Source organism: Pseudomonas sp. VS40 (genome assembly GCF_018587885.1).
GTDB classification, from domain to species: domain Bacteria; phylum Pseudomonadota; class Gammaproteobacteria; order Pseudomonadales; family Pseudomonadaceae; genus Aquipseudomonas; species Aquipseudomonas pergaminensis.
The window spans coordinates 206,386-220,312 of the sequence record NZ_JAGYWD010000005.1 but is presented as its reverse complement, the minus strand read 5'-3'; the positions used below and the strand labels follow the sequence as shown (position 1 = coordinate 220,312).

General features: G+C 59.9%; 9 protein-coding genes. 5 read left to right on the top strand and 4 right to left on the bottom strand.

The window, feature by feature from the left end:
- Window positions 1-200 precede the first annotated feature (200 nt).
- The gene (gene pvdP / locus KHP07_RS16770) at window positions 201-1,826 is read right to left on the bottom strand and encodes a pyoverdine maturation tyrosinase PvdP (protein WP_214497552.1); all 1,626 of its coding nucleotides are present in this window, start codon (window positions 1,824-1,826) and stop codon (window positions 201-203) included.
- Between the two features lie 142 nt (window positions 1,827-1,968).
- On the opposite strand from pvdP, the gene pvdM reads away from it, so the two are divergent.
- From pvdM to pvdO, 3 genes are read left to right on the top strand one after another with little or no spacing between them, the layout of a single operon-like run.
- Window positions 1,969-3,318: a dipeptidase gene (pvdM, locus tag KHP07_RS16765; RefSeq protein WP_214497551.1), complete on the top strand. Its 1,350-nt coding sequence runs from the start codon at window positions 1,969-1,971 to the stop codon at window positions 3,316-3,318.
- Window positions 3,319-3,336: 18 nt separating this feature from the next.
- Complete coding sequence (gene pvdN, locus KHP07_RS16760) at window positions 3,337-4,608, top strand: pyoverdine-tailoring periplasmic protein PvdN (protein WP_214497550.1); 1,272 nt, start codon at window positions 3,337-3,339, stop codon at window positions 4,606-4,608.
- A gap of 34 nt (window positions 4,609-4,642) precedes the next feature.
- A complete protein-coding gene (gene pvdO / locus KHP07_RS16755) occupies window positions 4,643-5,503 on the top strand; it encodes a dihydropyoverdine dehydrogenase (RefSeq protein WP_099492451.1) in 861 nt (286 codons plus the stop codon).
- A gap of 61 nt (window positions 5,504-5,564) precedes the next feature.
- Here pvdO and KHP07_RS16750 read toward each other — a convergent pair whose 3' ends face one another.
- Window positions 5,565-6,395, bottom strand: coding sequence for a formyl transferase (locus KHP07_RS16750; RefSeq protein ID WP_078047972.1), 831 nt, complete (start codon window positions 6,393-6,395; stop codon window positions 5,565-5,567).
- 200 nt (window positions 6,396-6,595) lie between these two features.
- Here KHP07_RS16750 and KHP07_RS16745 point away from each other — a divergent pair, with 200 nt between their 5' ends.
- Both KHP07_RS16745 and KHP07_RS16740 read left to right on the top strand, forming a co-directional pair.
- Complete coding sequence (locus tag KHP07_RS16745; protein ID WP_099492452.1) at window positions 6,596-8,248, top strand: cyclic peptide export ABC transporter; 1,653 nt, start codon at window positions 6,596-6,598, stop codon at window positions 8,246-8,248.
- Between the two features lie 155 nt (window positions 8,249-8,403).
- Window positions 8,404-10,779, top strand: coding sequence for a TonB-dependent siderophore receptor (locus KHP07_RS16740; protein ID WP_100491003.1), 2,376 nt, complete (start codon window positions 8,404-8,406; stop codon window positions 10,777-10,779).
- A gap of 38 nt (window positions 10,780-10,817) precedes the next feature.
- On the opposite strand, the gene KHP07_RS16735 is transcribed toward KHP07_RS16740, so the two are convergent.
- Together KHP07_RS16735 and KHP07_RS16730 are read right to left on the bottom strand one after the other, a co-directional pair.
- Complete coding sequence (locus KHP07_RS16735; RefSeq protein WP_078047969.1) at window positions 10,818-11,633, bottom strand: HNH endonuclease; 816 nt, start codon at window positions 11,631-11,633, stop codon at window positions 10,818-10,820.
- The gene (locus KHP07_RS16730; RefSeq protein ID WP_214497549.1) at window positions 11,626-13,830 is read right to left on the bottom strand and encodes an AAA family ATPase; all 2,205 of its coding nucleotides are present in this window, start codon (window positions 13,828-13,830) and stop codon (window positions 11,626-11,628) included. The genes KHP07_RS16735 and KHP07_RS16730 overlap by 8 nt, the downstream gene beginning before the upstream one ends.
- Between the last annotated feature and the right edge of the window lie 97 nt (window positions 13,831-13,927).

Here is a 13,927-nt window from a genome sequence, read left to right as displayed (position 1 = left end):
CCTGGAGAGGCTTCCGGCAGGCTTGGAAAATTAAGGGATTTGACAGGCGGGGGGTGACATGGGAAGCGGGGACAAGGAGGATCTGGGTTGGTTCAATCGCAATTGCGCAACGCCGTATTCCTTTGGTGAGTGGGCTTGTTGTGGTGAGTGGGCTCACCACAGCAAGTCACACTCGCCATAACACGCGCCCGGTTTCAAAATCAGGAGGTTTTCAACTTCAGGTGCCGCGCATACCAAGGCCGTTTCGGTACGCGCTTGAACAGTCCCTGCAACCTACCTTCGTCTTCGCCAAAGGTAATGCGCAGCGCCAGCTTCATGGTCTCCGGGTCCATCTCCATCGACCGGCCCATCTGCAAGCCCGGCGTGGTGCTGCAGCCATGGGTGTCCGGACCGAGCCAGGGGTCGCCGACTTCCACCCAGCGCCCCGGCGCGAACCAGGCGACGCCGTTGACCTGCATGCGCTGGACTTCGCCCGGATTGAAACGCTCATGGGCACGGAACCAGTCTTCGATGCGGTCGTCGATCCAGCCGTGGAAGTGCCAGAACACCGGGTTGACGTGGGAGGAAAACGGGTCGCCAAGGAAGTCGTTTTCCGCCGCGTACCAGCGTGGGGCGAAGTCCGACGGGTCGCGGGCCATGGGCACCGGTGCGCCGTTGGACGGGTCGCGCGGCACCGAGGCCCAGCGCATGTGCAGCCAGTCGTGCAGGCCCAGCTCCATCTCGGAGCCCAACTGCCCCAGGGTGAATTTGGCCAGGTAGCGCGGGTCGCGGTATTGGGACTCCCACACCTGAAAGTTGCTGTGGTAAGTCTCGGCAGCCTTGATGTCGCTGACCCACTGGGTGTACTCGCTGTCATCGGGTGCCTGCCAGGTGGGCGGCAGCGCGAAGCCGTCGTGGTTGTCGAAGTAGCGCAGAAAGCCCAGGCGATCGCGTTCCAGGGCCGGTTGCGGCTCGGGGAATTGCGGCCACGAGGGCAGATCCTGCATGGAGCGCGCGGTGCCGAGCATGTGGCGGTGCATGAAGAAGAAGTCGATACCTGAGCCGTTACGGTCCTTGCGTTTACCCCGAGCATCGCGCTCCTGGCCGCGTGGGCCGGGTTGCCAGCCAATACCACGCAGGGCGTCGCGTTTTTCCTCGGAGAGTTTGTGCCACTGGTCACGGGTGGCGTGCCACAGTTGATGAAACAGGCGGTGTTCGGGAGAAATCAGCCAGGCCAGCAGGGTCGGGTTGAGGCCGATGCGCTGGCGGGCTTCGGGGAACCACTGCTTGTGGGCGATGAAGCGATTATCGCGCTCAACCCATGCAAGTGGCCGATCCAGGTCGAGGATCTGCCCACTGAGGGTGCTGCTGCCAGCGTTGGCAAAGGCCGCCCAGACCTCATCAAGGGTCATCTTGAATTCATAGGCGGGTGTACCGTCGACCGAATCACGGTCGATCAGGCGCCAGTAGAGCACAGCGCTCTCCCCCGTCAGCAGGTCACCCAGCACACGGTAACGCGGCTCGCCTTCGGCGCGCAGGTGGGCGGAGGTGTCCAGGTAACCGCGCAAACCGCGCCCACGGGGCGCGATGTCGAGCAGCAGTTGCAAATCTTGCAGTGGTAGCCCTTTGAGGCCGGCGTCGCGACCTTCCAGGCGCAGGTCCCAGACCCCACGCAGCGTGTTTGCCAGGTGCTGGCCGGCGGTGTCGGCCAGGTCCACCGTGGCTTCGCCGGGGGTGATGGGGAATTCTTCTTCGCGCGTCAACTCGCGATGGGCATAGAAGGCTGCCGGCACAGCGGCACCTGTCAGTGCCAGGCCTGCGATGAACCCACGTCGAGAGATGGTCATTGTCTACCTTAGGAAACGGCTTTATCAGAGCTAGAACGTTTGCACGCCGGGGAAATTTACCGGCGTGCCCTGCCCGCCTAAATTTCCCCGCCCATCACTCGTTCTTCCCTGATAGCGAAGGCCTCAACTGACTGAGATGGCAATGACAAAACCACGTTCGAAAAAGGCGCTGTATATCGGCTTGCCGCTGGCACTGGCCATCGGTGCCGGAGCCGGTTTCCTGGTCTGGGATCACTGGTTCAAGGGCAATGCCGGTTACCCACTGGCGGTGATCAAGCAGGCCAATGAAATGCAGGATCGGTTGCTGTCGTTCGACAGCCATATCACCGTGCCCGTGGATTTCGGCACCGCCGGCAACGAGGCCGACAAGGACGGTGAAGGCCAGTTCGACCTGGTCAAGGCGGCACGCGGGCGTTTGTCCGGCGCAGCGTTGACCATCTTCGGCTGGCCGGAAATCTGGAACGGCCCCAACGCCCCGCACAAACCCACCGACGGTTTTGTCGAGGCCGCGCGCAACGAACAGGAAGTGCGCTACAAGATCATCAGCGGCATGGTGCGCGACTACCCCAATCAGGTCGCCATCGCCTACACCCCGGATGATTTCCGGCGCCTGCATGGCGAAGGCAAGTTCGCAATCTTCATCAGCATGCTCAACGCCTACCCGCTGGGCAACGACCTGAACCTGCTGGACCTGTGGGCGGCGCGCGGCATGCGCATGTTCGGTTTCAGCTATGTGGGCAATAACGCCTGGTCGGACTCGTCGCGACCACTGCCGTTCTTCAATGATTCCACCGACGCCCTTGATGGCCTGTCGGACATCGGCAAACAAGCGGTGCACCGTCTCAATGACCTGGGGGTGATCATCGATGTGTCGCAAATGTCGACCAAGGCGCTGGAGCAAGTGGCGCAATTGAGCCGCACGCCGATGGTGGCGTCCCATTCGGCGCCGCGCGCGTCGGTGGATATCCCGCGCAACCTGAGCGACAAAGAGCTGCAACTGATCAAGAACAGCGGCGGCGTGGTACAGATCGTGGGGTTCTCCGCTTACCTGCGCCCGCTGAGCCAGCCGACCCAGGACAAGCTCAACGCCCTGCGCGCACGTTTCGACCTGCCGCCCCTGCCCAACCTCGCCGTGGCGCTGATGCCGGGCGACGCGATCATCGCCGTCTGGCCCGAACACAAGTTCGGCGAGTATGCCAGCGCGCTGTACGGCATTCTCGAGGAAGAACCCAAGGCCACGCTCAAGGACCTGGGGGATGCCATCGACTACACCGTGCGCAAGATCGGCATCGACCATGTCGGCCTGTCTTCGGACTTCAACGATGGCGGCGGCGTCCAGGGCTGGAACAACGTCGGCGAAATACGCAACGTCACTGCCGAACTGATCCAGCGCGGCTACTCCGAAGCCGACATCGCCAAGCTGTGGGGAGGCAACTTCCTGCGGGTGTGGGACCAGGTACAAAAAGCTGCCAAGCCGTTGGCCAACCGCTAATCATCCAGAAGCCAGTCCATGACCGACCGCCGTACGTTCCTCAAGCAGGCTGGTGTATTTGCCGCCAGCCTGCCACTGGGCGCTGCCCTGCTTCCGCAGGCCTTCGCCGCCAACACAACCGATGCCCCATGGACGGGGCTCAAGCAACTGTTCAACCAGGACCCAGACTACCTGCACTTCTCCAACTTCCTGGTGGCCACGCACCCCAAGCCGGTGCGCGAGGCCATTGAGCGCTACCGCGCGCAGATCGATCGCAACCCTGGCCTGGCCATGGACTGGGACCGGCAGGAAACCTGGAAACGCGAAGGCCAGGTACGCGAGTGGGCCGGCCGCTACCTGAACGCCACGCCGCCGCAGATCGCCCTCACCGGCAGCACCTCCGAAGGGTTGGCGATGATTTATGGCGGGATCAAGGTGCGGCCCGACCAGGAGATCCTCACCACGGTCCACGAACACTACGCCACCGAGTTCAGCCTGGACTTCCGGGTGCGCAAGGAGCAGACCCAGGTCCGCAAGATTCGCCTGTTCGAGAACGCCCACCGCGTGTCCGTCGACGAGGTGCTGGGCAACATCCAGCGCAACATCCGCCCCAACACCCGCGTACTCGGCATGACCTGGGTGCAGTCCGGCAGCGGCGTGAAACTGCCCATCGGCGAGATCGGCAAGCTGGTGGAAGAACACAACCGCAACCGTGACGACAAGGACCGTATCCTTTACGTGGTCGACGGCGTGCATGGCTTTGGCGTGGAAAACCTCGATTTTCCGGACATGCACTGCGACTTTTTCATCGCCGGCACCCACAAGTGGATGTTCGGCCCGCGCGGCACCGGACTGGTGTGCGCCCGCGACTCGCAAAACAAGTATGTGACACCGATGGTACCGACCTTTTCCGAAGACAAGGACTTCGCCACCATCATGACCCCGGGCGGCTACCACGCCTTCGAGCATCGCTGGGCGGCGGACGAGGCCTTCAAGCTGCACCTGCAGCTGGGCAAGGCGCCGGTGCAGGCGCGTATCCATGCGTTGAACACCGAACTGAAAGATCAGCTGCTGGCACACCCGCAGATCGAACTGGTCACACCACGCAGCCCCGAGCTGTCGGCCGGCTTTACCTTCTTCAGGGTCAAGGGCCAGGACAGTGACGCCGTGGCCGCCTACATGATCAAAAACCGCGTGGTGATCGATGCGGTAGACCGTGATGTCGGCCCAGTGATCCGCACCGCGCCTGGGCTGCTCAATTCTTCCGCAGAGATCCAGCGCTTCATGACGTTGCTGGGCCAGCGGGTGTAACGCACACCTTTTCCACGTTGAATGAGAGGACTCCATGAACAAACCCCTCACGGCATTGGCACTGACCGCCCTGTGCGGCGCCTTGTTGCCAAGCCTCGCCCAGGCCGCCGCGCCACAACCCGGCAAAGTGTTCAAGGACTGCAAGGACTGCCCGGAAATGGTGGTGCTGCCCGCCGGCACCTTCACCATGGGCACACCCGAGGGTGAAGTCGGCCGCGAGCCGGATGAAGGCCCGATGCACGACGTAACCTTTGCCAAGCCGTTCGCCATGAGCCGCTTCCACATCACCGCCGGCGAATGGGACAGCTACGTGCGCCAAACCGGCGTGAAGATCGCCGATGGCGACACCCGCCCCGGCCGCGAATGCATCGCCAGCAAGCCGCGCTACCCCCAGGGCCCACGCCAGCCGGCGGTGTGCATGGACATGGACGACATCAAGCAGTACGTGGCCTGGCTGTCGAAAAAAACCGGCCAGCAGTACCACATGGTCAGCGAGGCCCAACGCGAATACGCCGCGCGTGCCGGATCTACCGGGCCATTCCCCTTCCCGTTCGATGAGGGCAAGGACTACAGCATCGCCCAGCATGCCAACACCTATGGCCCGGCCGATGGGTACAGCTATTCGTCGCCGGTCGGCAGCTACCCGCCGAATGCCTTTGGCATGTACGACATGCACGGCAACGTCTACGAGCGCGTGGCCGACTGCGAACACCCCAACTACATCGGCGCGCCTACCGATGGCAGCGCGTGGATGGAGCCGAACTGCGAGGGCTACATGATTCGGGGCAATGACTGGGGTGAAGCGCCGGTGTTCTCGCGCTCGGGCAACCGCAACACCATCTACCCGCAGACGCGGGGGGATTGGATTGGGTTCCGCGTAGTGCGCGACCTGTAACACCCAGGAGATCTAATGTGGGAGCGGGCTTGCTCGCTCCCACATTCTTAACCGTGCCCGCTTAGATTCCCTTCTGCGCCAGCAACGCCAACCCTTCATGCAACGCCGGGAACAGGCTGTTGTTGAAGTTGTTCCAGCGCAGTTCGAGGATGGTGTCGTCCGGCGAGATCTCGGTCTTGAGCACGTCGTGGAACACTTCGCCCGAATCGATGCCGTTGTCCACGTAGTGGAACGAGGCGCCGGTGAGGTACAGCGGTTCCGAAGGCGTCGTGGCCTTGGTGGCCCAGTCCGTGACCGTCAGCCCACGCGCGCCGTACAGGGCGTTCCAGGTTGCATAGGCGCCCCGGCGCTCGTAAGGCGACTCGATGCGGGTAATGCCCGGGTGGATGTTCATGATGCGACGGGCAAACGGCGCTCCGGGGCGTACGAGCTCGTCGAGGATCACCAGCAGGCCGTCCAGCACCACGATATCGGCCTTCAACTCCACCAGCGTGTCGTGCAGACGGCGTTCGAAGTCCTGCTTGCCGGCGATGTGTTCCGCGCTGCCCCGTGGCAGGCGCCGATAAGTGGACGGCACGCTCAGCAGCAAATCATTGACCAGGCGCCCCTGCACCCGCAGGTCGGCCGGGTACAGCCACTGGCGCCCCGGCTGGTAGGCAAAACCGTAGTCACGGACCAATTGCTGGTCACGCGGGTTCTGCTCGTCATCGTCGTACACCACCCCCACCAGGTTGTACGCATCGCCCAGCGGCGTGTCGTTCAGCGCCCCCGCCAGGGATTCCAGCACCGACATCATGTAGCGCTCGTGGTCCTTGTACGCCACCGGCTGCCCGGCCTTGTCGGCCGCGGCATTGCGCAGGGACCATACGTACACCAGATTCTTTTTCGTCATTGTCTCGCTCTCGCTGGATAGATCAGGCACGCGCCAATACGCGTGCGCCTACACCACAAGAACGAACCAGGCCCCGCCCAATTTATCCATCACCGCCACCGCCGGGCACGCCGAGCTAAATAGTCGCGCCAATCCTTCGTTTGTCATGGGTAAGGGTCTGTGTGCCCAGCCCCCTCTTTTTCATTTTCCGGGAAGTATTTATGACCGACCCCAAGCGCGGCGCCTTCAACGGTTTGCTCGCATTGCTCAGGCCCTTTCGCACCATCGTGATCGTCTCCGTCACCCTGGGCATGGCCGGCGGCCTGGCCATCACGTTGTTGCTGGCAACCATCAATAACGCCCTGCACTCGTCCACCGGGATGACGCAGGGGGTGATCCTGACGTTTGCGGCGTTGTGCGTGTTGGCACTGACCAGTTCGATCGTCTCCGATATCGGCACCAACTATGTGGGCCAGCGGATTATCGCCGCGCTGCGCAAGGACCTCGGTGAAAAGGTGCTGTCAGCGCCCATCGAGCAGATTGAGCGGTATCGCTCCCACCGGTTGATTCCGGTGCTGACCCACGACGTCGACACCATCAGCGATTTTTCCTTTGCGTTCACCCCGTTGGCCATCGCCACCACCGTCACCCTCGGGTGCCTGGGCTACCTGGCGTACCTGTCGGTGCCGATGTTCCTGATGATGATCGTGGCCATCGCCATCGGCAGCAGCGTGCAATTTGTTGCCGGGCACAAGGGCATCCGCGGTTTCGACGAAGCCCGCGACCAGGAAGACGAACTGCAACGCTACTACTCCGCGATCGCCTCGGGCGCCAAGGAACTGCGCATCCACCGCCCACGCCGCTATCGCATGAACACCCACCGCATCCAGGAAACCGCCGACCGCATCAGCGATATCCAGGTGCGCTCGGTGAACATCTATATCGTCGCCAAGACCTTTGGCTCGATGCTGTTCTTCGTGGTCATTGGCCTGGCCCTCGCCATGCAGGCCTACAACCCCAACCCCGACCCGGCGGTGATCACCGGCTTCGTGCTGGTATTGCTGTACATGAAAGGCCCGCTGGAGCATGTGGTGGGTTACTTGCCGATCATCGGCAAGGCGCGGATTGCCTTTGCGCGCATTACCGAGCTGTCCGACCGCTTCTCATCCCCCGAGCCGCACTTGCTGATGGATGGCAGCGAAGCCCCGACGCCGGTGGTCAACAGCCTGGAATTGCGCGGCGTGACGTACAGCCCGCCGCCGGTGGAAGGCAGCCAGCCGTTCCACCTGGGGCCGATCAACCTGAGCATCAAGCAGGGCGATATCGTATTTATCGTCGGCGAAAACGGCTGCGGCAAGACCACCCTGATCAAGCTGTTGCTGGGCCTGTATCAACCCCACGCCGGCGAAATCCGCCTCAACGGCGAAACCGTGACCGACCCGGCACGCGACGACTACCGCCAGCTGTTCACCACGGTTTTCGCCGATTACTACCTGTTCGATGACCTGGTCCAAGGCAGCGCCACCCAATCGCTGGACAGTGCCGCCAAGTACCTGGAACGCCTGGAAATCGCGCACAAGGTCAGCGTCAAGGACGGCGTGTTCAGCACCACCGACCTCTCCACAGGCCAGCGCAAACGCCTGGCCCTGGTGAATGCCTGGCTGGAGGAACGCCCGGTACTGGTGTTCGACGAATGGGCCGCCGACCAGGACCCGGCCTTCCGCCGCGTCTTCTACACCGAGCTGCTGCCGGACCTCAAGCGCCTGGGCAAGACCATCATCGTGATCAGTCATGACGACCGCTATTTCGATATTGCCGACCAGTTGGTGCGCCTGAGTGCGGGCCAGGTGGTGTATGAAATGGAACCCGCGTGAATTTCTTTTCCGGTTTCTTCAGGTAGGAACGTCTCACTAGTGGTAATGAGAATTGACCTCAATAAACACCTATAAACTGCCCACCTAAAAACATAGAAGAGAACGCATTCATGTCAGTACGACTCGGTCTCAGCCCCCTGAGCAAGGCGCTATCGATGCGCAGGGCCTTGAACGTCAACCTTAAGCCGTGTGCGCTGGCCCTGGCGGTCGCGCTGCCGCTGTCGGGCTATGTACAGGCCCAGGAGATCGAGATCGACATTCCTGCCCAGCCGTTGGGGACGGCGCTGCAGGAGTTCGGGCGCCAGACCAACCTGCAAGTGCTGTACAGCCCGACGGATGTGCAGGGTAAAAACAGCCTCGCCGTAAAGGGCAAGCTGGAACCGACCAAGGCCATTACTGCCCTGCTCAAAGGCACGGGCGTCAGCTATAGCCTGCAAGGCAATGCCGTGACCATCAGCGCTAGCGCTGGTTCGGGCGCCCTGGAGCTGGGGGCAACCCAGGTCATGGCCAACCAGTTGGGCACGGTCACAGAGGGTACGGGTTCCTATACCCCAGGCACCATCGCGACCGCTACACGCATGGTCCTCACGCCGCGCCAGACACCGCAGTCGATCTCGGTGGTCACGCGCCAGGCCATGGATGACTTCGGCCTGACCGGTATCGACAACGTCATGCGCCACACACCGGGCATTACCGTGTCGACCTATGACAGTGAGCGTACCAACTACTACTCACGCGGCTTTGCCATCCAGAACTTCCAGTACGACGGCATCCCGATGACGCGCAACGCGCCCTACTCGGCCGGCCAGACCCTGACCGACATGGCGATCTACGACCGCGTCGAAGTGCTCAAGGGCGCTACCGGCCTGCTGACCGGCGCCGGCGGCCCGGGCGGGACCATCAACTTGGTGCGCAAAAAACCGACCTCGGTGTTCCAGGGCCATGTCGAACTCGGCGCGGGCTCCTGGGACAAGTATCGCTCGGAAGTAGACGTCAGCGGTCCGCTGACCGAAACCGGCAACGTCCGTGGCCGAGCCGTCGCTGCCTACCAGAACGAGCATTCGTTCATGGATCACTATGAACGCAAGACCAGCGTGTTCTACGGTATTCTCGAGTTCGACCTGGATGAAGACACCCTACTGACCGTCGGCGCCGACTATCAGGACAACGACCCAAAAGGCTCCGGTTGGTCCGGCAGCCGTCCCATCTATGACCGGGCCGGTAACACGATCAGCTTGCCGCGTTCGTTCAACAACGGCGCCAAGTGGAGCAAGTGGGAGCAATACTCGCGCACCGCGTTCGCCACCCTGGAACACACCTTCGATAATGGGTGGGTCGCCAAAGGGCAATACAACCACCAGATCAACGGCTATAACGCACCGCTGGGCTCCCTGACCCGGCCAGACCCCGTGACCGGGTTGTCGTCAATCTACGGCAACAAGTTCACCGGTGAAACCGTCAGCGACAGCGGCGATGTGTACCTGACCGGCCCCTTCAGCCTGTTCGGTCGCGAGCATGAGCTGGTGGTCGGCTCGTCGATCTCTTCTTCGCACTGGGTGGGCAAGGACTACTACAGCCCGACCTACATCAACAACGTTCACGATTTCTACAACTGGAATGGCGACAGCATCGAACCGGATTGGGGAAAAGTGGGCTTCAAGAACGATGAAACCACGCGCCAGACCGGTAACTACATGACCGCACGTTTCAGCCTGATGGACGACCTGCACCTGTTACTGGGTACGCGGATTGCCAATTATCAGGTAACCGGCACCAGCGACACCAAGGACACCGGCAAAGTCATTCCCTATGCCGGGCTGGTCTATGACCTCAATGACAACTACTCGCTGTACGCCAGCTACACCGACATCTACTTGCCGCAAACCGCGTACCGCGATACCAGCAACAAAATGCTCGAGCCGGACGAAGGCACCAACTACGAGTTCGGTCTCAAGGGTGAGTTCTACGACGGTCGCCTGAATGCAAGCCTGGCGTACTTCGAAGTCCACGAGGAAAACCGTGCAGAGGCCGACCTGAACTACACCGGCGTGTCGCTGATCGACAATCCCTATAAAGGTATCAAGGCAAAAACCAAGGGCTACGAAGCGGAAATCTCCGGCGAACTGGCACCAGGCTGGCAGGTGCAGGCCGGTTATACCCACAAAGTCATTCGCGACCAGACCGGCGAGAAAGTCTCCACCTGGGAGCCGGAGGACCAGGTCAACTTCTACACCACCTACAAGCTCACCGGCCCGCTGGACAAGCTGACCCTGGGCGGTGGCGCCCGCTGGCAGGGTGAAGGCTGGCAGGTGCTGACCAACCCCACCACAGACCGTAAGGAAAAATTCGCGCAAGACCCCTACTGGCTAGTGGACGTGATGGCGCGTTACCAAGTGACCGAGAATGTTTCCGCCACGGTCAACGTCAACAACCTGTTCGACAAGAAGTACTACACCAACATCGGATTCTATAACTCGGCGTACTACGGTGACCCACGCAATGTGATGCTGACTACGCGTTGGAATTTCTAAGTTCGGGTAATGACAGCAGCCCCTGGCCACTTGAGTGGTCAGGGGCTTTTTTGTGGGGGCGTACCGAGCGCGTACAGTTGCGACGTCGATTTATTCAGCGCTTCGAGGTAAGCCTTGAGTTCCGGCGGCAGGTTCCCCTCCGTCTCGGCAACCTCGGCGTTGATCACTTCCAGCGCCATCCTGAGTTGCGGATTGCTGTTGAGTACGATCTCCCGCGCTGACAGCTCTTGGAGGTGGTTCAAGCATAAATGCCGGCCCTGGACGGTATTTCCGATGTAGATCGAGATGAGCAGCTCGTTTGTCTGTACCCGGATGAACCGCACGTGCTTAGAAAAAGGATGAAACCTCGGATGATACATCTCGGTAAATTCGGCAAACCCTGGGTAGGTGTCCAAGGCTTTCTTGTCGACATTCGCCCAGTTCTTATCGAGTTTGATCTGGTTGCAATCAAAACAAGCAATCGCCAGGTTCCAGAATTGAAAGGTGTACTGGACGAAATCCACCCGAGGAAGAATGTGCTCGATGGGCTTGGCATGGGCAATATTTAATAGTGGGCGCTGGCAATAACAGCACAGACCATTTTGCTCCGTCACCAGAAATGCTCGTAACGCCTTGCGAATCAAAGGGCCGGTTACACCAGACTTGAGGTTTTTCCTGTACCCCGTCAATTGAGTCCAGAGGTCTTTTTTGGAGGCAGGCTTCCCGCTTTTTCGCCGCTCGAACTCTGCGATCGCAAGCGTGTTTTGCTTCTCAAGATACTCGAGCGTTTTTTGCCGATGAATCTCGCGTTCGTGGCATTCACCTTCATAACGTGCGCGGACCTCTGCCATTTTTTCGAGAGTGAACTCAGCCATGGCTAGCCTCACTTTGTTTAAGCAGCATCGAAACGGCACCCAGGGTTTTTCGAACAAGGTCCAGATCGCTGGCTGTACGTTCGTCGCTATCAGTCAGGAGTTCCTTGTGAATGGACTTTTCGAACTGTTTGAGCTTGTCGGTGGCTTCGCTCACCTGAACAACGACATCGGGTGTGTTTACAGCTGAAATAATTGACGCCACCACCTTCGCACACCGCTCATGAACCTCACGGTTATGCGGGGTGTATGTTCCAAAACCATCCATCAGCAGCGTTTCCACCGAATGACGCTCATCGATGGGGATCTCCTTCAACTCGGCGAATCTGGACACATAACAAATATCGTCTTTCGCTGCATTCGCGATGAGGACGGGCGAATGAGTCGCAACGATAAACGATGCGCCCAGACGCTTGCTCAACAGGGTGAGGATGCGCGGCACGATTTGCTGCCAACCGACATGCAAGCTGATTTCAGGCTCGTCGATCAGGAACGTAGTGTTCAAGGCGTTCGAAGAGATGATATTGATCAGCAGGTTGAGAATGCTTTGCTCGCCGGAGCTGAGATGTTCGAAGGCAATCGTCCGGTACTTCTCGCGCACAAAGTTGAGTGTGTACGCACTGAACGCACCGCGATCACTGTTGAGGTACCTGACGTCCTCTTCCACTGCCAGGTCGAGTTCATCTCGCCGAGGGTCACCATGGCGGTCGAGGTCGGATTTGGATTTCAAGGTAAGGAAGGTGCGTAAACTGAACCCGACCAGTCCCAGGCACGCGTTCAAGAGCGCAACTTTGTCTGGGCTGGATGAGATCACGCGAATGTTCGGCATGATGCGTTTATTGATTGCGCCCCGGTACTCAAAGAAGGCGCTGACTGAGGTATCGTCCTGAGGGAATCGATGAGCATGGGACATCGGGATACCGATGCTGTGTGTCTTCACTTCAGCCAAGCGGTATACGATATCGCGGAGCAGGAAACTCTTGCCCTCGCCATTGTTGCCGATCACATAGCAACAGCAGGCCTTGGCACGCGCTGTCAGTCGATCCGCAACCATCTTGCTGGTGTCGGTCAACGTTCGCTCAGGAACGCCACCTGATAGCGTCTTAACAAACTCTCCCGTGGCACGGCGTGCTTTGCCCATCGTCTTGGGCAACTTTTTCGAGGTATTGCACAAACCGCGAATGGGCTTGAAACCGTCCAGGAAGTAGTTGTTGAGAAACCGCACGACCTCGACGGAAAGGTATTCCTCCCCACGATGGAAATGGCGGCCTTGCCAGAGATTGTAGATACACCCAGCCAGCAGCATCCGCTCTATACCATCCATGGGCAGTGACGTATTGGCCACGGATACATCGACGTAGAGCACCTCATCCTGGACTCCTCCAGTATTGAGAATAATCGCGGTGCAGTGATCGGAAGCCGTAGGGAGGCTGCTGAAATCGATGATCGCCTCGACGTAGGCACGACCGTGGATCAGCGCCTGCATCTCCTTCCAAAGACCCGACGTTTTTGCACGTGTCCAGTTCTGGATCACCACCAGACGACTTTGAACGTTGTGCGTCAGCACCTCGTGCAATGCATGGAGCATAGGCTCTTGATCAACATACGGAGCGTCAAACAGGAATGTCGCTTTAGCGGAGCGCTGGTATCGGCCGGGATTGACGAAGTTGGCTTTGATTCCCTCCGCTGCCAGACGGATACCGATCAGACAACCTAGATAACTGTCGATGTTACCCACCATTGGAAATGATCTTCTCGGGCCGTCGCCGAGCAGACCCAGCGAAAGCTCGGCAGTATTGGGCATGACCTCCAACAGGGACGTGGATAACGTCGATTGCACGGTACCCACCAGCGCAGCGACCAACTTCGGATGCCGGTAATCAATCCCCAGCTTCGACGCTATCAATTTGGCAGCGAGATGGATAAGCAAATCGGCCGCTTCAAGGCCAGAGCCGATGACGCGCCGAGTGTGTAGCGTCAATTGGGCGAGCTTCTTGAGGTCCATTGAAGCAACAACAGAGTTTTGCAACAGCTCATGAGCCAAGTCGAGTTGCGTCTTGGGCGGGCTCCAAAGCCTCGCGACGATAATCAACATCAGCAGCAACCGGTCATCACCTGAAACATCCAGGTAGCCAGGACACTGAGATTCGAGCTTATCGATCATCTGCTCGGCAATAATTTCGCGCTCATCATGGTACATAGCGGGTCGTAGGTCCTGGTCAGTAAAAGGGCTTCCATGGAAAAAGCTGGCAACTAGCCACCCAGCATCTATTGGAAAGCTTTACCCGCACAAACTC